Raw genomic sequence first — 24,018 nt, 5'->3', positions numbered from 1 at the left:
ATTTTTCACAACTCAAATAGGACTGCTACATCAGCCTTTTAATCGGCAATAATAGTGACTCGTCCCTGTGAACCATACCCAACTTCACTGATATAAAGATTAGGATCGTGAAGCTCGGCTATGATGTTTTGTACTGACTGTTTGGCATCAAGTCTGGGACTTAAATCGATCGCACGAGTAAACACCTTTGGCCATTCCCATCTCAGAGTTTTGGTTAATCCGAATAAACCAGCACCGATCGCACCGAAGTTGACTTTGTACTCTAAACCGAAGGCTCCATCAAGGTGAGCAACTGTGCAGAAACAACTACGTCCATGACGTGCGGCTTCGTTGAGAGAGGGTTTGAGGTGTTTCGCCATCAAAAATACGTGCTTGACGATCGCCTTTTCTGGTTCGTTGTAAGAAATACTCCCGGTATTATTTCCTACAAACATCGGGTGTAGATGGATGAAAGCCCCAATCGCTCCGCAGTGAGATGCGATCGCTTGCAATTGTTGTTGGAGATGTTCTTCACTCAAGTTTGCTAAGGTGACGCGGGTTACTCCTGTGGGTAAGGGCGCTTGTTGGGTGATCAGCGATTGGGGGAAGCTGATAACTACTACTTTCCAGCCTTTCTCGATTAGGGATTCAGCTAATTTATAAGTGGTGAGGGAACCATCATCGGTGATTAAACCGATGTGTCCCTCTGGTAACTTGAAATCCAAGTAATCGGGCTGTGGTAGGCTTCTGAGTTTGACGGGATGGCGCTGGATATTATGCTCTAATTCCGGTGGCTGTTGGACAAACTCAGGCTCAGACTTTTTTTTTTCACCTCCAGCCAACTGCTGTAGGTAATCGACTATTTGACCGATGGTGCGGAGGTCGCCGAGTTCTTCAATGTTTGGCTTGGGTAAGTTGGGGTACATTTCTTGCATCGCCCCTAAAATTTCCACCCGTTTGATCGAGTCAATCCCTAAGTCGGCTTCCATATCCATGTCCAGTTCCAGCATCTCGACTGGGTAGCCCGTCTTATCACTAGTAATGGCTAACAGGGTTTCACCTAAGTTTGCAAATTCATCACTTGTAGCGGGTTCTGGTTCCGGGGTGAATGCAACAACTACGCTTGGTTCTGGTGCAACGACTACCTCAACTACGGGTGCAGCCTCTACTAGAATCTCAGTTGGTTGTTGTACTTCGTGAACTGCAATTTCTACAGTAATACTTTTGGAAGTATGGGATTGCAGATACTCTACAACTTGACCGATGGTGCGTTTTTCTGCAAGTTCTTCCAAATTGGGCTTGGGTAGGTTGGGGTACATTTCCTGTAGCGCCCCTAAGATTTCTACCCGTTTGATAGAGTCAATTCCTAAATCCGCCTCCATGTCCATATCCATTTCCAGCATCTCGACTGGGTAGCCCGTCTTGTCGCTGGTGATGGCTAAGAGGTTTTTATCTAAGTCAACAATATCGATGGTTGCGCCAGATACAGGTGCAGCAGTTGTGGGTGCTGCTTCTGGGGTGAATGCAACAACTTCGTTGACTGGAGGTGAGCTAATTTTGACTACAACCTCAGCTTGAGGTTCTACTACTGGGACAGGTGGCGCGACTACAGGCTCTACTGTCTCGACAGTGGCGAAGTGGGGAGTAGGAAGTGGGGAGGAGTAGGCAGTTGCAACTACAGGCTCTACAGCAGACGGCAGAGGTGCTTGGGTAACATTTAAGACATTTTTAGCTACAGGCTCAGTTACAGGCAAAGGCTGGCTTTCTACTAGCTTGGTAGTGGGCGGTACTGGTGCATCAGTAACAGTTGTTTCTGTGGTGAACGGAGTGAAATTGCTTAGTTTCTCTGTTAGTTGAGTTATTCCCTCACCAGAGATGATTTGAGAATACTCTTGCTGGATGAGTTGGAAAAAGCTTTTAGTATATTCCAGTTGCTCTTGGAGATATTGCTCATGGATGCGTAGGGTTTCACCTTGTTGGGAATGAAACTGCATCATGCTGCGCTCTAAGCTTTCCATGACAACTAGCTTCATTTTGGCAGTTTCGGCTGTTGATTTACTTTCACTCAACAAGGAATTCTGCTGCTGCATCAGTTGGAAAAACGCTTTGGCGTATTCCATTTGATGGTTGAGATAAGTACCGTGAACTTGTAAATTCTCGGCTTGATTTTCCTGAAACTGTGTTAGCAGGTATTCTAAACTTTCTAAAAGTTGTTGGTAATTTGTAAGTTTTTCTGGTGTTGGTTGCATCTTAGATTCCTGGGCTGGTTGTGAAAAGGTCACAGGATTCATTTGTTGCTCTGTTTGGGTGATGATATTAGCAGTCACACTGTTAGCGATCGCAGGTGTTTTTTTATGTCCGTTAGTCTCGATCACCGCCAGAGGTGGAGTTACTCCTGGGCTGCTAAATAAAGGGGCCGCTTCAGAAGATTCGGGGCTGGGTAATGTGACTTTATGCCCATCCTGCAAAGCTAAAGCGAAGGCATTTTTCGTTTTTTCGGATCTGTAGTTGATGCCGTTCAAACGTACATTTAAAGTCTTCTTCGTCTCAATTGGGGGTATAGTTTGGAGAAGTTGGTAAGGATCGAGGTTAGTCAAAGCCAGACCAATTACCCGCAACTGCACAACCGCTTCTCGTAAAGAGCGATCGCTATTCTTTTGAGTGCTGGGGTTCAAAGATACGGTAAGATGTGGGCGATCGCCAAGGATATCTTTTACCAAATTGGTCAGAATTCTCCTTGGGCCAAATTCCACAAAGCAAGTACCACCGGCTGCATAGATATTTTCAATTTCCTGTTTAAACAGCACTGAGTTGGAAAGGTGCGTTTCCAGGATTTTTTGAATACCTTGAGGTTCATTGGGATACTGCTTACTGGTGACGTTGCTGTAAACAGGGATTCTCGGACTTTGGAACTTGACGGACTTAGTAGCGATCGCAAAGGATTTTTGAGCAAAAGCGATTAGCGGTGTATGGAAAGCTGCTGAAACAGGTAACAATACAGCTGTATATCCTTTCTCGTGTAAAGCCTCTCTGATTCTCGCTATTTCTCCGGTGGGGCCAGCTAAGACAAATTGAGTCGGAGAATTTTGATTAGCGATCGCAACTTGGGGAAAATGTCTCAAGACGGCTTCGACTTTGTTGATATCTTCTTTGACAGCCAGCATACTACCCGCATCATGATCCGGGTCTTCGGGTGCAGCCATTGCTTGACCCCTAGCTTTCACCAAAAATAAGTAATCTTCCGTACTCAAAACCCCCGCAGCCCACAAAGCTGTGAGTTCCCCAAAGCTATGTCCCGCCACAAAATCTGACTTAAACCCAGCTTGTTGCAGTATGCTGTACATCCCTGCACTCAACACCCCGATGGCTGGTTGAGCGTATTCTGTGCGTTGTAAAGCAGCAATTTGGGCGTTTTTCTCTGCCTCCTCAAACACAGGATGAGGAAAAACGATCTCTGAAAGCGGCTGTAAATTATCTTTGATTAACAGACTATCCATATAGCCATGAAGACGCCGCATCAAAGGAAAATTCATCACCAGTTCGCGTCCCATCTCCAAGTATTGCGAACCTTGACCAGAAAATAGAGCAACAACTTTTCCACCCAACTCCATACCAGAGGCGCGGTAATAAATCCCTTGGGGATGCTCCCAAGATGCTGCTGTTCCTTTGTTTTTCAGCCAGTCAATGCTAGTTTGCAACAACTTGCAAGCGTCTTCGAGATTCTCAGCTACAAACCCAAATCTGGCAGCAGAGAGGGGAATCTGTGGTGATTTGCATTCCTTGACTAATTCTGCATAGTGTGTTTTTGCTTCAGGCGATCGCAACTTACCTAAAATCTCTTCAGATTTGCTCAACAATTGGTCTACTGTGGGAGCAAATAACAGCACTTCACTAGCATCACTATGTAAGCGGTAGGCGTGGTTTTGGTCAGCTTCATATTCTTCCAAAACTACGTGATAATTGGTGCCGCCAAAGCCAAAAGAACTCACACCCGCGCGTCTTGGTGCTTCCCCTTCTGCACGAATCCAAGGTCTAGTTTCGGTATTCAAATAAAACGCCGAATTTTTAATATTGAGTTTGGGGTTCGGCTCAGTGATGTTAATTGTGGGCGGTAATACTTTGTGATGTAAAGCCAAAGCAGTTTTAATCAAACTCGCCGCACCCGCAGCCGCTTTTGTGTGTCCAATTTGTGATTTTACACTACCCAAAGCGATGTGCTGTTTTTTGTCATCATGTTCGCCAAAGAAGTCTTTTAAAGAGCCGAATTCTGTGGGATCTCCAGCCATTGTGCCGGTGCCATGTGCTTCCATCAAACCAACAGTAGCGGGAGAGAAGCCAGCATCTTCATAAGCACGTTCTAAGGCTTTAATTTGACCCTCTTTACGAGGAGCATAAATGCTCTTATAACGCCCATCACTGGAGGTCCCAATTCCTTTGATTACAGCATATATTTTATCCTTGTCCCGTTCAGCATCTTCTAACCGTTTGAGGACAATCATCCCGATCCCTTCACCCAACATCATCCCATCAGATTTAGCATCGAAAGGTTTGACATTTTCACTAGGAGAAACTGCCGGTGTTTTGCTGAAGGATATGTAAGCCATGATGGTGTTATCGGTATCAACACCACCAGTTAGCATCATGTCGGAACGATGCTCAACTAGCTCACTAATAGCCATTTTTAAAGCACCAAAAGAACTAGCACAAGCGGCATCAACTACGCAATTCATCCCGCCAAAATTTAGACGATTGGCAATTCTACCCGCGACTACGTTAGCTAACATTCCAGGGAAAGCGTTCTCATCCCATTTCACATAAGCGCTTTTGATTTTATCAACGATTTTTTGGGTATCCTCATCAGATAAACCACTGCTTTTGAGTACTTTTTCCCAAATCGGATATTCCAACCTCGCAGAAAGTGGCATTCCTAATTGCTTGGCCATCGCCACGCCTAAGATTACGCCAACAGTCTCGCGGCTAAACTCACGTTTTTCGCCATAACCTGCATCTTCCATTGCCTCTTTCGCAACCACTAAACTTAATAGTTGCGATACATCTGTGACTTCCAAAATGCTGGGTGGGATACCGAATTCCATCGGGTTAAAATCAACCTCTGGAAGAAATCCACCTCTTTTACAGTAGGTTTTATCTTCAGTAGTTCTCGGATTAGGATCGTAATAATCTTCCACACTCCAGTGAGTGGAGGGAACATCAGTAATACAGTCAATTTTGTTTACTATATTTTGCCAGTATTCCCGCAAGTTTCTCGCTTTTGGCAATAGAGAAGCCATTCCAACAATGGCAATAGGATTGTGTTGTAATTGTCTATTAATTCTGTTGATTGACACTGATTTATCTGACCTCATGTTTTTTTCCTCTATAGACCTCATTACAGCCTTTTCACAATTATTGACAAGGCTTTCTAACTCCGCTAAGGCAGTATCAATTGAATAAGCAGACATAGGGCATAGTTAGTACTGTGGATTCTGTAGCTACAGTAATTTCTGTTGCCTACTAAATAATGGAAAACTCTCGTTTTGTAAGCAGTTAGCTATCCTATCTGTGCTAAATGCTTTTTTCTAAATCGACACCACACGATACATACTGCCCTAACAAAGCCTTAGATTTACAGGCGATTTTGGCACACAGCGTAGGCGTAGCCCGTCGTAGACATCGCACAAAAATGTTAGACAACGCTAGACTGTTTATATTGTGGCAATAGGTCAATGACGTTGTTAAAACGGGTCTAATAGTCTTGGAGTGTAATAGCTGCTTGACCAGTGAATTCAATCCATTTGTAATCGTAGAGATTTTGAGCAATGGTATCCCACTGGAACGATAAAAACTGAGGAGTAGGTAAGGGAACAGAAACGCTTTTTTCGCCCGAAACCGTTTGATTATCTAGCCTAACTACAGCAACATAGCTGATGTTAATGACAACGTTCTGTATCTTGATAAATGTCATAGCCAGTTTCAACGTCCAGGATAATATATTTTATGCTACTTCACCCAGTAAAGTTGACAAGCTCGTTACAGAAAAGACACCGCCTTTCATCCGAATTTATGCAAGTTGAAAAAGTAATTAAACGATCACAATGTGATGACAAAGCAGTTATCTTTAGTTATTTTTAATTTAAAAATATCAATTCAATAACTAGTTTGTCTAACCACTTTAAAGCATTGAATTAATAAAAACACTAACATACTTTACAGAAACTAAATCTTTCCTTTAAAGTTATTTTATAAATAGCCCTCCACCATTACTGATGTTAATTTTGCCTAAAATCTAGCATCAAAGTATAATTTATAACTATATAAATGTGTGAGAGATTTACCTCGTTCCCAGTCTCCGGCTGGGAATCCCCCTCATTCAGGCTCCGCCTCCCTTACTCGCGGCAAAGCCGGAATTGAGCTGTATTTCTAACCTCCGGCTGGAAACGAGGTTTGAATAGACAACGCGGTAGGGGCAATCCATGAATTGCCCCTATAAAATATCTGGTTCAATTAAATGAAAACTGTTGTAAGTTAACAATCCAAATTTGTTGTCTAGTAAGTCACAATTCAATGAATACATAGATAAATTGAATAACCATAAGTATGTTTTCTCAGAGAAACATCATAATTGAGTCAAAGTTGTTGGTTATTTTTCAATATAAGTCAACTTCAGAAGCAAAGCAGTTATTTATAAAGCAAATGTTAATTTTTACTATGTTGCTTGATAAACATAATATAGGTTGAATGAGTCTTTAGTAAAAAGTGAACCAAAGCCAGGGCTATTTCATTCTCATCTAGCCCGCCTCAGAATGAATTCTGAGTCTAATAGCGAAAGTCGTCTCAAGACGACTGTGAAAAGGTTGTAGTCCGTTAAAACGTACTTTAGCTAAAAGCCTGTGAACTTTAGTTCTGGGCGGTTTATGTCTAGAACGAAATAGCCCTGAACCAAAGCAAAGCTCAGATTTTGCATCTACCAACCAATCCGCTCTGTAATCAATTGCACGGCTAATAGTAGAGACAATTCATGAATTGCCGCTACTATGAATCGCTATAAGAATGTCTTATAGTACACAACGTTGCCAATAATAATCTGTTAGTAATATCAAAATAACTAACTATTTGTTGGTATTCAATTGCTAGACAAGGAATTAGTCATGAGTAAATTCTTCAGTCTCTAATCTGACTGTGATTAAAAGTTTTCGTGATAGAATCAGGACTTATGCCAAGTCAAGCAGTTGACAAAAACCGATTTTTACGCCATACTTAATGACAAGTTAATCCAAGTTTTGAGTTCATTTTTATTAGCGCTTCGTTGTGATTGAGAGTTAAGTTTTCTGGTTAGCGCTATTGTATTTTACGCTACTGGAATAGATATGAAATTAGGATATAACTTAGGAAGCTTTGAAGTAACACCACCATTAATTTTCACGCCATAAGAGCGAGTTTGGGCGGCAAAAGCGTACAACAATTCATATAAAACCAATTTAGATCCATCCACTTGATTAAGGTAGAAAACCTAGAGGAAAAGCCCTCTTGGTAATTTGCGGATGAGTCTATATCTAATCGACTAAATATAACCAGGCTATCCCCTAAAAAAGCAGAATTGGAATGAAAATATGGCAGCAAATAAAGAAAGCCGATTATTCACAAAACCCGTAGGACGATCGCAAGTAATTTTAGCAGCTTCTCTGACTTTAGCAGCCGGATTAATCGCTTTCTATAGTTTGGCACCGTTTTCGTCTAAACCGAAAGTTCAGACAGCGCCAGCGAATCCTCCAAAAGCTGCCACACCTGCGAAAGTTGCTGTGACTGCTTTAGGACGTTTGGAGCCAGAAGGCGAAGTTACTACTTTGACTGCTCCCACTTCTAATAATGGGGTGCGAGTAGAAAGACTGTTGGTGAAAGAAGGAGATACGATTAAGACAGGGCAATTATTGGCCTATCTAGAAAATTATGGTCGTTCCAAAACAGCTTTGCAACAGTCTATAGACCAACTGCAAGTTGCCAAAGCTAAACTAGCGCAAGTGAAATCGGGAGCTAAAACCGGAGATGTCGATGCTCAAAAGGCTGCGATCGCACGTTTAGAGCCACAATATAAAGGAGACGTTGCCACACAACAGGCGACAATCGCCCGCATCCAGGCTGAGGTAGACAATGCTCAAGCCGAGAACGATCGCTATCAGCAATTATACAAACAAGGTGCGATCGCGGCTTCGGTAGCAGATACCAAAGCTTTGCAACTCAAGACTACACAACAGCAACTAACAGAAGCCCAAGCCTCTCTCAAGCGGACTCAAGACACATTCCAAGAACAACGCAAGCAATCACAAGCACAACTCACGAGCATTAGTGAAGTGCGTAGTGTAGATGTTCAAGTAGCACAAACCGAAGTCAACAGTGCAACAACTTCTGTTCAACAAGCAAAAGCCGACTTGGATTTAAGTTACATCAAATCTCCCATAGATGGCAAAATTTTGAAAATTCACGCCAAAACCGGAGAAGTCATCAGCACCAACAAAGGATTTGCTGAAATAGGTAAGACATCTCAAATGTATGTGATTGCAGAGGTGTATCAAACCGATGTTCTAAAAGTGCGTGTAGGTCAAAAAGCCACTATTAGCAGCACTGCATTTACTGGAAAATTACAGGGAACTGTAAGAGAGATTGGTTGGCAAGTTGACAAGCAAAACATCTTCAGCCTCAACCCCGGATCAGATACAGACCGCAGAATAGTTGAGGTAAAAATCTATATCGATAATCCCGCAGATAGTAAGCGGATAGCTCGTTTAACCAACTTACAAGTGGATGTCGCCATTCATATTTAGTTATAGGGCATAGGGCATGGGGCATTGGTCATTCACAAATGACAAATGACAAATGACAAATAACAAATAAATCCATGATTTTCAAAATTCCTTTAGCATGGCTACAGCTAGCCCAGCAAAAAGTTCGTTTACTAGTAGCTGTAGCCGGGATTGGTTTTATTGTGCTGCTAATGTTTGTGCAACTTGGTTTTCAAGATGCTCTTTATTCCAGTGCAACCGCAGTCCATCAGAATCTCAAAGGAGATTTGTTTTTAGTTAGTTCGCAATATAAATCTTTGACCTCAAATCAAAGCTTTTCGCGGACTCGTTTATATCAAGCATTGGGATTTGATGGTGTAGAGTCAGTTAGCCCGATGTATTTGCAATTTGCCAAACTGAAAAATCCAGCAACTAGTGAGAAATATTCAATATATGTGATTGGTTTCGATCCAGGCAGACCTGTGATGAATATCCCAGAAGTTGAGAAAAATTTAGATAAACTAAAAATTCCCGATGTCATGCTTTTTGACCGGGGTTCTCGTCCAGAGTTTGGCCCAATAGCTGAAAAATTTAATGCGGGAGATACTGCACAGACAATTGAAATATTTCCTTACAATTCATTAATTGGCTATAGAGTGAGAGTTGGTGGTTTATTCAGCTTGGGACCTTCCTTTGGTGTAGATGGCAACTTAATTGTTAGTGACTCAACTTTCTTGAGGATAAATCCCAATAGTCGTCCGGCAGATATGATCGATATCGGTTTGATTTCCCTCAAACCTGGTACTAATGCAGAAACAGTACTGAAAAATTTACAAGCAAGTTTGCCTAATGATGTTCAAGTTTTTACACGCCAAGGCTTCATTGATTTTGAGAAAAAATATTGGGCAGTCAGAACACCAATTGGTTTTATACTTAACTTGATGTTAACAATGGCTGCGGTTGTTGGTGTAGTTATTGTTTATCAAATTCTTTATAGCAATATTGCTACGCAGTTCGTTGCTTACGCCACCTTAAAAGCCATAGGTTATGCCAATAGATATTTATTAAATGTGGTATTTCAGCAAGCTTTAATTTTGGCGATTTTAGGTTATATCCCAGGATTTATTACTTCTGTGTTGTTATATAGTTTTGCAGCCGAAGCAACTAAATTACCAATAGTTATGACCACTAATAATGCACTGATAGTCTTAACTTCAACAGTATTAATGTGTATAACATCAGGAGCGCTTGCTATCAACAAACTCCGCTCCGCAGATCCGGGAGATATTTTCTAGCTGATTATTAGCGGCAAAATAATCAAATTATTTTCCCCTGATATAGACTCAGAACTCAATACGGTTGGGTAACAAACCACGACAAATGTTGGGTTTCGTTCCTCAAACGCCACTTGCTTCTCCCAAGGGGAGACGCTGCGCGAACAAGTCGGGAAACCCGCCCAACACAGTGGCTCCCCAACCTACACAGGTTATACCAATTTTAGATTTTAGATTAAAAGTCTTTACCAAAATCAAAATTTTGTATAACTTTGAAGTCTTTTATCTAACAACTCCAATTCACCCATTTAACAATAATCCCGACTTTATGAACCTCAAAAACAAAACCCTCCTAATTACCGGGATTGATGAACTTGTCGGTTTGCGTACAGCCGAGTTAGCCATAGCGCAAGGAATGAAGGTTCGTGGACTGCAAAGTTCTACAGAACAGAACAAACAATTACATAATTTAGGTGTTGAGCTAATTATTGGTAGTATCACCGATTCTACTATTGCTCAAAAGGCTTGTCAGGGAGTAGACATCGTTTTACATACAGATCAAATTGCCGAAGAAGCTGGCGCAATTAACCGTTTTCGTGATGTCAATGTTGGTGGTACTATCAACATGGCTAAAGCCGCTAAACAGGCTGGTGTCAAAATATTTGTGCATCTATCCAGTGTGATGGTTTATGGTTTCAACTATCCGAATGGTGTTACAGAATCAGGGCCACTCTCTGGCGAAAATAATCCCTACTGTCAAACGAAAATAGAAGCCGAAACAGCACTATTAGAATTGAATAATCCTCCTGATTTTGGGATCATCGTTATTCGAGCTGGAGATATTTACGGACCAGGAAGTATTCCCTGGATAGTTCGACCAATTCTGATGATGCGTCAAAAATTATTTGCCTGTGCCAATGATGGTAAAGGAGTAATCAATCATGTATATATAGATAACCTGATTGATGGCATCTTTCTGGCGATAGAAAAAGAAACCTCCGGTGAAATATTTAATATCACCGACGGACAAGAAACTTCGTGGAAAGAGTATTTTATGCATTTAGCAGCAATGGAAGGTTTATCAGCACCCCTTTCATTACCGAAAGATGAAATCAAGTTGTTTCTAAAGCTGCGTGTTCAAGGACAAAAACTTTTTCGCCAAAAAGTTGATATTTTACCAGAGTCTATAGATTTTATGACTCGTCCCTACGCTTGTTCCATTGTCAAAGCACAAAGTCTGTTAAATTATAAACCAACAATTGACCTAGAATCAGGAATGCAGCGAACACATGAATGGCTGCAAAGAACGGATATTCAAAACTTGATCAAATAATCTTTTGAGAGTGGGGAGTAGGGAAATAGAAGAATTAGAATAGTAGGTTTGGTTTCGCTATCGCTCAACCCAACAAAGCATTGATAATGTTGGGTTTGGTTTCTCAACCCAACCTACTAAATTATGACTTCTGAATTCTTCCATTGATAATGTTGGGTTTCGTTCCTCAACCCAACCTACTAAATTCTGAATTCTGAATTCTTACGTTGCATCTGCCTAAAAATTAGCTGTAATTAAGCATACAATAATCCCGACATTTTCATAATACTTATTTTCTATGAGTAGCAATCAGCCCCGATTGAGCATAGGATTACCTGTATATAATGGTGAAAAATTTATCAAAGAAGCCATAGATTCACTCTTGGCTCAGACCTTTGAAGATTTTGAGCTAATTATTTCAGATAATGCATCCACAGATAAAACTGAAGAAATTTGTAGAGCATACGTCGAGCAAGACCAACGTATCTGTTACTATCGCAATGACAATAATATCGGTTGCGCTCTTAACTTCAATCGCGTATTTGAATTGTCTTCAGGTGAGTACTTTAAATGGGCAGCCCATGATGATCTACATGCTCCAGATTTTGTCAAGAAGTGTGTTGAGGTGCTTGACCAAGATCCTACCATAATCTTGTGTCACTCCCAGACAAATTTCATTGATGAACAGGGGAATTTTCTTCAAAACTACGATATAAAACTCAAGGCAGATGCACTAAAAGCACACGAGCGTTTTCACGAATTGCTGACCAAGCATTTATGTTATCAATGTTATGGAGTAATTCGTGCCAGTGCCCTGAGAATGATACCGCCTATGGGTGGTTATGGTAATGCAGATGGAATTTTCTTGTTAAGACTTGGTATTCTTGGTAGGTTTTATGAAATCCCTGAATACCTATTTTTTGCTAGAAGCCATCCGCAACAATCAATGAGTATGTATTTCCCTAATTATTTGTTGTTTACTAACAACAGTAAAAAACACTCATTGAGTATGCTGCCTGATTTTTATGCATATGCAGTATGGTTTGATTCAGCAAAGAAAGGAAAAATTTTATTGCCACATTGGAGAATCATCTGGGAGTATGTACTCTCAATCTGGCGTAGTCCCCTGAGTTTGTATGAGCGGCTGTATTGTCATATAAGTCTACATCAGCAGTTAAAAGGGACAGAATATCTTTTGCTGAAAGATTTGCTAATAGTGCTGCAAAGACTTTGGAAAAGTTGCCAAGGAGCATTAATTAAAGAGCAGCAAGTCACACTTTGACGAATTACTTCAGAAAGAAAATCTGGCGATCGCAGCTTTTTATTATGCAGCATCTCACTTGCGTAAAAAGCCTTGTAAAACCTCACCCCAACCCTCTCCTTACTAAGGAGAGGGAGCAAGATGTCTATTTGCAAAACTAAGATGCTCCCTTTTTTCAGCCCTAAAATCACCTATTCTGACTACAAAACTATGTTGAAACTATCTCAATTATGTCGTGTTTTGCTTGCTACTTTAGTGAGTATCAGCTTTGCTAAAACAGTGAATGCCGAGCCGACTGTAAAACTTACTGTTGTGGTAAATGGAATACACCACCAAAAAGGTGAGATTTGCTTGCGACTTTACCCAAGTGAACGAGGATTTCCGACGAGTAATAATAGTGAAGATCAAAGTGGCTGCGTTAAGATTACTGGAAGTTCTGTAAAAAAAGAATTTTTCGGTTTGAAGCCTGGAACTTATGCTGTCGCCGTGGTTGATGATCAGAATGGCGATCGCAAACTGAATAAAGACTTTTTCGGTATTCCTAAAGAAGGTTTTGGGATTTCCAAAAATCCAACTGTGTCCATAGAAACAGGTACACCAAAGTTTCGTGATGCCAGTTTTGTTGTAAACAAAGATACAACAGTCAACATCATCATTAAATATTCGCTGGATTCGTAAAGGGAATAGGGAGCAAGAATTTTAGATTTTGGATTTTAGATTGAAATTTAATCCAAAATTTAAAATCCCAAATCCAAAATTGAATTGCCCCATGCCCAATTCTTCAGAATTACGGTTTAGATCAGACCTACATATAAACAAGCCGAGATTCTACCGGAGATTAAAAATTTAATGGAAGATTTGGCGATATTTCTCTCTAAGTCTTTGATGAGTTGGGTGGTTATTCAGGTGTGTTTTACGCTTGTCTTTATATGGTATCTGCGCTCATCCAAAAAAAACTTATTACCAGATGACCAGTTGCCCAAAACCGCAGTGATTCTTTGTCTACGCGGAGCCGATCCCTTTTTGCCTAGATGTTTGCGATCGCTCCTAAATCAGAATTATCCACAGTATGATTTAAAGTTGATCGTTGATAGTCACGAAGATCCCGCTTGGAAAATTGCCAGTGAAACCATTACAGAGCAAGAAGCAACCAATGTTCAAATCAGCCCTTTGAGAATAGTACGCAACAATTGTAGTCTCAAATGCAGTTCTTTAGTGCAAGCTGTCCGCGAGTTGGATGATTCATACAAGGTGGTTGCTCTAGTAGATGCTGATACTATAGTTCATGTGAATTGGCTGCGAGAATTAGTCAGTCCTTTAAACGATGCTAAAGTGGGGGCAACAACAGGTAATCGTTGGTACGTACCTACAGGTAAGTATTGGGGATCTTTAGTGCGCTATATCGGCAATGTATCCACAGTAGTGCAAATGTTTATCTTCCAGATTCCTTGGGGTGGATCTTTAGCTGTGAAAACAGAAGTATTTCGCCAAACAGAACTGCTAGATAAGTGGGGACAAGCTTTAGGCGAAGATTTTATGATGCACGACATCCTCAAAAAACATGGGTTGCAGGTAAAGTTTGTGCCTTCGCTGTTGATAGTAAATCGTGAAGAGACTGATTTATTCAACTTAATAGACTATCTCAAGCGTCTAATGCTGTATTCTCGACTGTATCACCCACGTTGGTTAGCTTTAGTTAGTGAAGCTGTTTCTAGCATTTTGTTTCCGACTACAGTGATCATCTTAATTTTAGAGTCGTTGTTAGAGGCAAAATGGGAAGCTGCGACTCTCTTGTTAGGTTGCTATGGAGTCTATACTATCGGATTGCTCTTAATAATGCTCGTTTTGGAATTAGAGATACAGCGAGTCGTTCGCTCTAATGACCAGGCGATCGCCAAATTATCAGCTCCTACAATCATTAAAATGTTAATTGGGATTCCTCTGACACAGTGGGTTTATGGGTTAGCAATACTATCGTCACTATGGATTTCAACAGTTACTTGGCGCGGTGTTAGCTATCGGGTTCAAAGTCCCTGGAATATCCGGCTAATCGAATATCGCCCTTATCAATGGTTGGATCAGCCTATTGATAGCAAGGTTTCTCTTTGAACTGAATCGTTGAATTATGAACTAGGGCATGAAAGTTCTTACACTAAACATTCCCTAGTCTTCAAAATATATTATCTTATATTTAGTAGAACTATATTAGCTATAACCCTTGTCAAAATATACGCTTTTGTTTGTTGATTAGCAAAATGTATTTGCATTAATGGCAAGGGTTTAGACAAATATATTAAGGGGGATTTTGACTTAGTATTTTGGATGTTTTGATAGTTTCAATTCAGGTTTATAAACATCCACTTTAGAATCGACATTTTCAGCTATTTGACAATGCGTAAATCCTTGGTTTAACTCTATTATATCAATGTCCGCCAAATTACCGATAATAAAAGAACCCCACCCCCAACCCCTAAGAGTTCTTCGGGAGGGGAGACAAAGCATAGCTTTGGCTCTTTGGGCTTCTTCACGTTTAATAAGCAATCAAGCGGACATGATATTAGTGGGAATTTATGAGCCAAATAATCAGGATGTTCATAAAACATTTGCTGCGTAAATCCTAAATTAAAAACCAGCAACTTCTTGAAATATTCCCCTTTTCTATGACTAAGCAAAAACTTCGCATTGCACTGTTTACAGGATTGTACGCTCCTTTCTTAACTGGAGTTTCTGTTGCAGTACACCAACGAGTTCGTTGGTTGCTAGAGCAGGGACATGAGGTTTTTTTAATCCATCCGCAAATCAACGATCGCTACCCCAAAAATGTTGGCGATCGCCCCATGCCAGGTTTAGATGAAATTCAGTCTTTCTCCAATTTCTCTGCTTACGCATTCCCTACACAACCACTGCTATTCTACAAGTCTCTTCCTCAACCATTGAACTATCGACATTGGAGTGATACTAAGTTGCTGGAGAAATTCCAGCCTGACATTATAATTGTTGAAGAAGCGGCGCAAATGAGAGGTTTATACTCATTTTTCTTGCAAGGTTATGGTCGCCCCATTGGCGTTGAATACGCAAAACGAACAGGCACGCCAATAATATCACTCTTCCATACAGATATTGTTGCCTATATCAAATATTACTTTGGCGATCAGTTCTTCAGCTTGGTTCGTCCGATCATTCCTGTTTTAGTCAAACAATTTAGTGAGTCTTATGACTTTAATTACTTCTCTTCTAAAGAACAACTCACTAAATACGAAGAACTGAAATGCCAACGCGCCGAATACGTCGCTTATCAAGGCATCGATTGCGAAAAATTTCACCCGCGAAACATCTGTTACGATCCGATTCCTAATGACAACCGACCGACTCTTTTGTTTGTCGGACGCATCACCCCCGAAAAGAATGTCAACCAACTACTTGATATATTTCCAGTCATCGCGGCCAAAATTCCTGATGTCCATCTGGTGATTGTTGGTAGTGGTCCTCTAGATGAAGAAATTCGTCAGCGTGCCCAAAAGTTTGGATCGGGTATTACCATCTGGGGCGAGTCTCACGGTACAGAACTTTTGGGTTGGTTTGCCAGAGCGGATGTTTTTGTCAACCCTTCCGTTACCGAGAACTTCTGCACTACAAATAACGAGGCGTTAGCGTCTGGAACGCCTGTAGTTGCTGTTGTTGCACCCTCAACCGCAGAACAGGTATTTCCTGGTCGCAACGGCTTCCTTGCCCAACCTAACAATCCCACAGATTTCGCCCAAAGGGTAATTGCGATTCTAGAAAATCCCGATTTGAAAGCAGATATGACTCGGCAGGCTCGCCCTTCCATACTCGAATTTGATTGGTCAGCATGTATGCAAAAATTAGAAGACAAACTTTACCAGATTGTTGAACGATCGCAGAAGGTGAAGGTAAGTACAGGCAGTATAAGACCACAGCGATAACAAACACGACGATCGCTAGTACTGTAGATACTAGCGATCGCTAATTAGTGACTTTGAGTTTGATCAACGCTGTTAGTCCAATGGTGCCGCAGCTACGCCCGTCGTAGACATCGCATTAAAATGAATCCCCAGAGTTCAATCGCTGGGATAAGAATGGAAGTTTTTCAACTTTGGATACAAATGCGATCGCATATCCTGAATTAGTACGATATTTATTAAAAATTCTGTAAAGTTATCATAAATTTGCAGTAAAGTTACTCTGATAACTTTTAATTAATATATTATCTGCTGTACTATTTTGATGTCATAGTACGGTTAAGAAAGTAATTTTTATGACATATGTACAAAAATTCTCAGTGTCTCTGGCAGCAGCAGCTTTAATTGCCTTGGGCACAGGGCAAATAGCGCAAGCAGTACTATTAGTTGAATCAGAGTCAGCCGTAGTAAATCTTGATGCCAAAGAAGTGTTATTCACTGTAAATTTTAATAAGGCGCCAGACTTTTTCACAGTTGATAAATTTAATCGGCACGCCGACTCTTTCCAATACTTTATTGATCCGGATGGGGAATTGCCTATTTTGAATGCATCCCCTATCTATAGTAACTTTTCCTCAATTATTCGCGGAGAAGAAATTTCGGTTGCAAGTGACATTCGGATACGTGATGTTTTTTCAGTTGGTGCATCGGAACCAAATTCAGGAGGCTGGGGTAAAATTCGTGGTTCAGTACCATACAGCCTTGATGACAATGTCCTGAAATTTTCAGCACCTCTGCAACTTATTGGAGATTCAGATGGCGTGTTTAGCTATCAATTGCTTTTGACTGAGTTTGGTGTCTGGAATGGTATTTCAAACGAAAATAAGTCTATTGTAGCGGCTCCCGACCTGGAGAGGTACGTTTTCAAAGCTACTAACCTTGGTAAAAAAGATTTGGGTGTAACTCAGTTGCTTAGTAAACCCTATATTGCCAGTGTTCCCGAACCTAATTTGGCTTTGGGTGCATTAACTTTTGGAGCCTTAAGTGTAGGCTTACGGCAAAAATATAAATCAGCCGTTAGTTAGCCTACCTCACTCTCAATCCCTCTCCTTATAAAGGAGAGGGATCGTGAGACAGGATGAAGTTTTGCATTTTATTTAATCCACGTTCCTAAATCCCGGAAAACCATTTCTATAATTCATCTAAACTAGTTTTAGCACCACGCCAGCCATGCAAAATCGGCATAGCAAACAATCCCCACGCCAAACCTGTAATCAACCCAAAAGGCGTAACCAGATAATTATTAAAACTCCACAAACCGAAAACCTGTGCTGCCAATTCCAAAGGATAAGCCATCATCAGCACGCTAGCTAAAGCCGCACCACGTAAGCCATATTGACTTAACCAGTAAAATCCCTTACCACCAGTTATCCCATACAACAGACGAGTAATCAGCAAACCCGTTACAGTGCCGTAGCAGCGCATACATACAGCCATAATAAACGGTGGTGCTAACTCTAACCCCATAGCTGGTTGCGGACATACATGATTACCCATCAAATAGATGATGTCCGCAATTCCCCCAAGCAAAAACACCCCAGACGCAGCCAGAAAGGGAGCAATTGGCGGGCCAAAAACCATCCCCACCAACATAAAATCAGCAATCAAACTGACCCAATTAACCTGCAACTCTTCACTAAAAGCTACTCTTGTCATTCCCTTTCTTCGCGCCCTTTGCGCCTTCGCGGTACCCTGCGGGAAGCCGTTTTACGTCTACGTTCTCCTAACCTACCTTATTAACATAGGGACTTGTCAACTTATCCAACTGCTGAATCAACAGACTGAGGAACAAACCGACATCCGTCACCACACCCACCGATTCTACAGAACCGCGATCGCTTAACTTAGTCACTACAGCTGGATTAATATCCACACACACCATTTTCACACCAGCCGGAGTCATATTACCCACCCCAATGGAGTGCAGCATTGATGACAGCATCAAAATCATCTCCGTACCTTCTAAGTGTTTAGCATAATCCTCTTGTGCTTTAATCAAATCCATTTGGGTATCAGGCAAAGGTCCGTCATCCCGAATCGATCCCGCAAGCACAAAAGGCACATGATTGTGAACACACTCATACATCACGCCACTTTTAATCGCTCCCGCTTCCACAGCTTTGGGAATGCTGCCATAACGACGGATAGTATTAATTACCTTGAGGTGATGGCGGTGTCCACCACGGACGGCGATACCCCGCTTCATGTCTACACCCAAGGAAGTGCCCATGATATTTTGCTCGATGTCGTGAACTGCGATCGCATTTCCACCCAGCAATACCTGTACATATCCTTCCCGAATTAGTTGCGCTAAGTGTTCGCCGCCACCAGTGTGAATCACCACCGGCCCAGCCGTGACAACTACCTTACCACCAGCATCGCGGATTTTCCGCAATTCCCAAGCCACTTGTTCAACAACCAATTCCACGCGCCGTTCGCTGGAAACCCCCGCCGACATAAAGCTAAATTCTTGGCTGCTGCGTAGTTCCCGCGATTCAGTTTTGCGGATGGTGCGGATACCTAGCACGTCTACAATTACCTGTTCGCCAACTACTAAATCACGGAGTATTTTACACCGAGCGATTAAACCAGTGGGAGTTTCAGTAATGGCGATCGCGCCATCCATCCGTTGATTTTCTACCTTCACCCACTGACCATTAATTCTGACTTCGGTGGGATAAATCGTACTGACGTAGAAATCATCAGGCGCAACGCCATCTTGGATCACTGGTTCCAGTTTGACATCTCGCTCATCTTGGGGTAAATTTACTGCACCCAAATCAATCAACATTGAGATGATTTCTTCCATCACCTCATGAGATGGTGCTGATACCTTAACTTCGGCGGCTGAAGTACTTTGTCGTTGTTCTCCCAAGTTAAAATTCAGGACTTGGAAACTTCCCCCGGCGTCTATAATTAAATCCAAAGCGCGGTTAATTAAACCTGCGTCCAGCAAGTGTCCTTCCATGCGAATGACGCGGCTTTCTACCGAGACATTGGCATGAATTTCATCTCTAACTGGTTCTGTCACCCGCAGAGTTAAACATTTAGCCGCGCCACCAGCTTTGAGAAATTCGGTCAGCGGTGTTTCCAGCACTTGGAAACCTACCTCCACAAGGCGGCTTTTCAAAGCATCACTCGCCTTGTTCATGATCACAATGCTGTCTACATTCACCGTATTACAAGCGAAGTTAACTGCATCGGCTTCTTCAATTGCGATCAGCTTTTCTGCTGCGACTCGCATCTCAATTAAGCGGTTGGAGTAAGAATCAAAAGCACCGGGATAGTACAGTAAATAGCCATTTGCTAGGGGACAAAAGCAGGTATCCAGGTGATAGAAACGTTCATCTGTGAGTCGCAGGGAAAGCACCTCAATATCCAGCCATTTAGCTAGATAAGGGTGAGAATCTAATTCCGAGCGAAAACCGTATCCCGCCCATAACCAGCGTCCTTCTCGATCCAGCAGTGCGTCCCCTGCTCCCTCAAAGGGTAAATCTTTGGGTAGTTCATTGACTTTATAACCATTTGCCTCAAACCATTGTTTGAAGAAAGGTTCCTCTCCCTGACGTTCTTTGTGTAAAAAGCGACTGAGGACGACGTTATCCCCCAGTACTAAGCCGGCGTTGGCGGTGAAAACCAAATCAGGCCAGCCTTTTTCAGGTGGTACTAAGTCTACAATGGCGTGTTCTTTAAGGATTTGGTGTAGTCCCTGCCACTGTTCGACGGCGCGATCGCGCGATGATTTGTGAATATTCCCTTCCATCCAGGGATTAATCACATAGTCCACATCGTAGTGGTCAGGAGGACACATTAAAAAGCGAATACGGGAAGTCATAAAAATCTTACAAGCGTTTTATATGCTACAAGCCTATTTTAGATACAGATTTTTGATTTACTGACATTTGGTAAAATCTGCTATTAGAGCTTCTATCTTTTGATAGTTGAAAGCTTTACAAAGCCTTCGTTATTAATTCTATTACTGGAAGAGACAAAGTGAGGAGAATAAGTACAGAAGCTGACAAAACAGCATGGATCTCTTGGACATGACTGTTTCACTAGTCCTGAGTAAGGCTGCTCTTAACAGAGGATAAATCCCATACTTAAAAGTACTTTAATGTTCAATCGTTGTTAGATAGCGGTTTTGACTTACCGAGTAGCTTGTAATTTTTGGACTGTGGCAAGAGTTTTTAATAAATAGTTGTAGCGTCGGGCAATACGTCTTAAAGTAGCGTGACAACTCTCCCGCTAACCGCAAGCGGTGTAACGGGAGCATCTCAGATTTACAAATGAGACTTGCTGCTTCACAGGCTGACTAATGTCTAAGCCTCGACAGCCAGAAATCGGTAGTCCAACCGACCCACGCTTCAAAAGAATTAATGCAGCGTTCCAGTCGCGGTCAATAACTAATCCACAAGAACAACTATGAACACGGATTGCAAGAGTTTTTTCAACCCTCTGCCCACAATTTGAACAATTGATACTTGTCCCTCTAGGGTCAACTCCTATAGTATGCTTGCCGCGTTTTACCGCTACTGCTTGCATAATTTCTAGAAATGCGCCCCAAGCAACATCTAATATCGATTTAGCTAACCGTGTTCTAGCTAAACCCCTAATGTTCAAGTTTTCAAAAACAATTAAGTCATAAGAATTAGCCAACCAATGAGCAAGTTGATAATGAAACTCTTTTCTTTGTCTTGCAGTGTGCAAGTGAAGTCGAGCAACCTTGTTGGACTGTTTTTGGTAGTTCTTAGACCCCTTAGTAAGACGAGCAAGCTGACGTTGCTGACGCGCTAATGTTGCCTGGGCTTTACGGTAATATTGCGGCACTGCAATACTTAGCCCGTTAGCAGTAGTTAAAAACTTTTCTAGCCCGACATCTATGCCAGTAGCAGTTTTTATTTCCTCAATCGGCAACACAGCTGGTACAGTTTTATCTTCCAAAGAAAAACTGCAATACCATCCATCTGCTTTAACTAAAATCGTCGCTTGCTTAATCTCAAATCCGTCAGGAATTTGACGATGCAAGATAACTTCAATCTTTCCAATCTTGGACAATTTGAGAACGTTGCCTGTCAGATATGCACCCGCCTTTGGGTGGTTGACGCGTGGGAAGGTAAACGAACTGATATCGCCAGGTTTTTTAAAACGTGGTCGCCCTCCCCGCTTCCCATTCTTGTCAGGAGTCAACCACCGCTTCCATGCCTTGTCCAACCTCATCAGGTTTTGCTGTTGGCAGTCGGCATAGATATTTTTGTAGTCAGGGAATAGTTCTTTGGTTTCCTTGAGGTTTGAAGCTTGCGCGAAATAGTCTACTTTGCTTGGTATCTCCCCAATTGGTTCACAAACCAGACTGCAACGGTCAACCTGTGACCTTGTGCGTCTTAGCCAATCCAATCTTTCACCCAACGCATAGTTCCAGTGACGACGCAGCAGTTCACCCCAGATTTCAAGAATGACAATCTGTTCAGGTGTGGGCGCTAATTTGTACTGGTAAGTGAGTAACATATACTCATAATAAATATAAAAAGGCAGTGAAAGCCCTGATTTTCCGTAGGGGTAATTCATGAATTGCCCCTGAGCGCGTGTAGTTTTGCGTAAGTCCTATTAATAATAAAATCCTACCACGATTTATTAATGCTTTGAGGAGATTGAAAGCTGCATGAAAAAGCAATTGTCACAGAGATGGCTTATTTCTATATCTTGGTTACGTTTTTTAATGATCATTTTATTAGTAATCGGTGTATTTTTTCGCTTCGTCAATCTTGATAACAAAATTTATTGGGGTGATGAGGTTTTCTCATCATTACGCATATCTGGCTATATGGTGTCAGAAATAAATGAGCAGTTAAGTAATGGTCATTTAATCAGTATAGAAGATTTGCATAAATATCAGTATCCCAATCCTGAGAAAAACACAATTGATACAATTAAAGGGATTATTTTAGAAGACTCGCAGATTTTGCCGCTATACATCTTGATGACGCGGTTTTGGGTAGAATGGTTTGGCAATTCTGTAGCAGTGACAAGAAGTTTTTCGGCATTTATTAGTCTGCTTACCTTTCCTTGTCTTTATTGGTTATGTCAAGAATTATTTAAGTCTTCACTAATCGGATGGATAGCGATCGCATTGGTAGCCGTTTCGCCTGTTCATGTCGTGTATGCACAAGAAGCACGAGCATACAGTTTATGGATAGTAACTATCTTAATATCGAGCATAGCACTGCTGCGAGCCTTACGCCTTGAAACAAAGGTTAGTTGGTGTATTTATGCAGCAACATTATCACTAGGGTTTTATACTCATATATTTTTTACCTTGGTTGCTTTTGCACAGGGAATTTATGTAATTGCAATCGAACGCTTCCGATTGAGTAAAACATCAATTTATTACCTGCGATCATTCCTTGCGGGATTTCTAACTTTTGTACCTTGGATTTGGATTATTATTACCAACCCTCAGCCAGAAGCAGTAGATTGGGCAAATGTTAAATCAACATTATTTGCGTCAGCTGCAAGGTGGGCTGGTATCTTTAGTCGGACGTTTCTTGATTTAGGTATTAGCCCTAGCGATCCCGGAAAACTTAAGATTGCCTTAATTCCTTTTATTTTAATTATTCTAGCTCTAATGATCTATTCAATTTATGTTCTCTGTCGAAGAACATCTAAAGAAGTTTGGTTATTTATCTTAACCTTGATTGGGTCTGTAGGGCTTCCCCTACTGTTAGTGGATTTCGTCTTTCAAAAGCGATATGCTACTAGTCGATATACACTTCCCTCAGTTTTAGGTATACAGTTAGCTGTTGCTTACCTATTGACCACTAAAATTACGTCTATTTCTACTAAAGTTTGGCAAAAAAAGCTCTGGTCACTTCTAACTTTCATACTAATTATGGGCGGAGTTATATCTTGTATGCTCCACTCTCAAGCCCAGATTTGGTGGAACCAAATCCCGGAAAAATACCAAGAATATCCTCAAATTGCTCACATTATTAATCAAGGTAATAAACCGCTTTTAATTAGTGATGATAGCATAATTCCACGAATACAAATACTTAGTTACATAGTTACTCCAAAAGTGCGATTTCAAATCGTAGAGAAAAATCAGTTACCACAGATGACTAATGGCTTTACTGACATATTCTTGTTCAATCCCTCTGACTTGTTAAAAGCTAGAGTTGAGAAAATTTATAACTCGAAGTTACAGCAGATAAACGACTTTCTCTGGAAATTAACAAAATCTACCTAAACTAAAGATACAGGAGTATCTAGGGTTAGGAGTTGAGTTTAATATAGACCTAATCCCTAACCTCCTCTCTTTAGTAAGGCTAGGGTGTACACACAAGTCGAAAAAAGCTTGATTAACTATTTCTCGTTCCCATGCAAAGCTAGGAATGGCTGATTAGGGGCTGCTGCCTCCAGTCAAAATTGAGTCGGAGCC

Annotated in this window: 14 protein-coding genes; 9 read left to right on the top strand and 5 right to left on the bottom strand. The window is 41.4% G+C overall.

Translation table 11 applies throughout. From position 1 onward, the window contains the following. Window positions 1-38: 38 nt before the first annotated feature. Entirely contained in the window at window positions 39-5,441 is a 5,403-nt protein-coding gene (locus tag V7K31_RS31275; RefSeq protein WP_335100368.1) for a beta-ketoacyl synthase N-terminal-like domain-containing protein, read from the bottom strand. Between the two features lie 284 nt (window positions 5,442-5,725). After that, window positions 5,726-5,944, bottom strand: coding sequence for a hypothetical protein (locus V7K31_RS31270; RefSeq protein ID WP_335100366.1), 219 nt, complete (start codon window positions 5,942-5,944; stop codon window positions 5,726-5,728). A 1,645-nt stretch (window positions 5,945-7,589) separates the two neighbouring features. Between V7K31_RS31270 and V7K31_RS31265 the strand changes: the two genes are divergently transcribed. From V7K31_RS31265 to V7K31_RS31230, 8 genes are all read left to right on the top strand, one after another. Beyond that, complete coding sequence (locus tag V7K31_RS31265) at window positions 7,590-8,798, top strand: ABC exporter membrane fusion protein (RefSeq protein WP_335100364.1); 1,209 nt, start codon at window positions 7,590-7,592, stop codon at window positions 8,796-8,798. 74 nt (window positions 8,799-8,872) lie between these two features. Continuing rightward, window positions 8,873-10,051, top strand: a complete 1,179-nt coding sequence (gene devC / locus V7K31_RS31260; protein WP_335100362.1) for an ABC transporter permease DevC — start codon at window positions 8,873-8,875, stop codon at window positions 10,049-10,051. Window positions 10,052-10,358: 307 nt separating this feature from the next. Next, window positions 10,359-11,363, top strand: coding sequence for an NAD-dependent epimerase/dehydratase family protein (locus V7K31_RS31255; RefSeq protein WP_335100577.1), 1,005 nt, complete (start codon window positions 10,359-10,361; stop codon window positions 11,361-11,363). A gap of 277 nt (window positions 11,364-11,640) precedes the next feature. Continuing rightward, entirely contained in the window at window positions 11,641-12,624 is a 984-nt protein-coding gene (locus tag V7K31_RS31250) for a glycosyltransferase family 2 protein (protein WP_335100361.1), read from the top strand. A 189-nt stretch (window positions 12,625-12,813) separates the two neighbouring features. After that, complete coding sequence (locus V7K31_RS31245; protein WP_335100575.1) at window positions 12,814-13,281, top strand: DUF2141 domain-containing protein; 468 nt, start codon at window positions 12,814-12,816, stop codon at window positions 13,279-13,281. A gap of 171 nt (window positions 13,282-13,452) precedes the next feature. Continuing rightward, complete coding sequence (locus tag V7K31_RS31240; RefSeq protein WP_335100360.1) at window positions 13,453-14,712, top strand: glycosyltransferase; 1,260 nt, start codon at window positions 13,453-13,455, stop codon at window positions 14,710-14,712. Window positions 14,713-15,263: 551 nt separating this feature from the next. Next, window positions 15,264-16,547, top strand: coding sequence for a glycosyltransferase (locus V7K31_RS31235; protein WP_335100359.1), 1,284 nt, complete (start codon window positions 15,264-15,266; stop codon window positions 16,545-16,547). A gap of 332 nt (window positions 16,548-16,879) precedes the next feature. Further along, window positions 16,880-17,608, top strand: coding sequence for a hypothetical protein (locus V7K31_RS31230; protein WP_335100357.1), 729 nt, complete (start codon window positions 16,880-16,882; stop codon window positions 17,606-17,608). Between the two features lie 106 nt (window positions 17,609-17,714). Here the strand turns inward: V7K31_RS31230 and V7K31_RS31225 are convergent, their stop codons facing one another. The 3 genes from V7K31_RS31225 to V7K31_RS31215 all read right to left on the bottom strand — a co-directional run bounded on the left by V7K31_RS31225 (window position 17,715) and on the right by V7K31_RS31215 (window position 22,148). Further along, window positions 17,715-18,239, bottom strand: a complete 525-nt coding sequence (locus V7K31_RS31225) for a DUF2085 domain-containing protein (RefSeq protein ID WP_335100355.1) — start codon at window positions 18,237-18,239, stop codon at window positions 17,715-17,717. Window positions 18,240-18,306: 67 nt separating this feature from the next. Further along, on the bottom strand, window positions 18,307-20,418 hold the full coding sequence (gene argZ / locus V7K31_RS31220) for a bifunctional arginine dihydrolase/ornithine cyclodeaminase (protein ID WP_335100353.1): 2,112 nt from the start codon (window positions 20,416-20,418) through the stop codon (window positions 18,307-18,309). 410 nt (window positions 20,419-20,828) lie between these two features. Beyond that, a complete protein-coding gene (locus tag V7K31_RS31215) occupies window positions 20,829-22,148 on the bottom strand; it encodes an RNA-guided endonuclease InsQ/TnpB family protein (protein ID WP_335100351.1) in 1,320 nt (439 codons plus the stop codon). A gap of 151 nt (window positions 22,149-22,299) precedes the next feature. Here V7K31_RS31215 and V7K31_RS31210 point away from each other — a divergent pair, with 151 nt between their 5' ends. Continuing rightward, window positions 22,300-23,826 carry a glycosyltransferase family 39 protein gene (locus tag V7K31_RS31210; RefSeq protein WP_335100349.1) on the top strand — a complete coding sequence of 509 codons (1,527 nt, stop codon included), beginning with the start codon at window positions 22,300-22,302 and terminating at the stop codon, window positions 23,824-23,826. The last annotated feature ends 192 nt before the right edge of the window (window positions 23,827-24,018 follow it).

It is taken from the genome of Nostoc sp., assembly GCF_036917675.1.
Taxonomy (GTDB): domain Bacteria; phylum Cyanobacteriota; class Cyanobacteriia; order Cyanobacteriales; family Nostocaceae; genus Nostoc.
Note: the sequence above shows the minus strand (reverse complement) of the source record. Positions and strands in the feature narration are given on the sequence as shown.